Raw genomic sequence first — 393 nt, forward strand, 5'->3', positions numbered from 1 at the left:
AATCAGCACCGATCAGATGATTGCGCTGTGCGCGACCGACGATCACGAAGTGCAGGTGAAGGTGTGGGAAACCCACGGGGGCAACACTTGGAACGGCCCCGCCAAGCCCGCCGACCTGCGCCGCGCCATCCTGACCCGCGAAGTCGAGGCCGACCGCGATCACCGCGTGGCGTTCATCGGTGGCGTTGCCGCCTATGAAGCCGCTGGCGGTGAAGTGCGCCGCGATCTGTTCAGCACCGATGGACAGGCCGCGATCCTGACCGACCCGGAACTACTGGACAAGCTGGTGGCCGACAAGCTGGAAGCCACCAAGGAAAACCTGCTGGCCGAGGGCTGGGGCTGGGTCGAAATCTGGCCGACCTGGGATCACTCCGCCGCCTACGCTTTCGGCAC

Annotated in this window: 1 pseudogene; it reads left to right on the forward strand. The window is 65.4% G+C overall.

What is annotated here, in order from left to right:
• Positions 1–393: pseudogene (locus tag EOD15_RS36200) on the forward strand (hypothetical protein); the annotation flags it as partial.

The organism is Mesorhizobium sp. M7A.T.Ca.US.000.02.2.1, from assembly GCF_003996995.1.
Classification (GTDB): domain Bacteria; phylum Pseudomonadota; class Alphaproteobacteria; order Rhizobiales; family Rhizobiaceae; genus Mesorhizobium.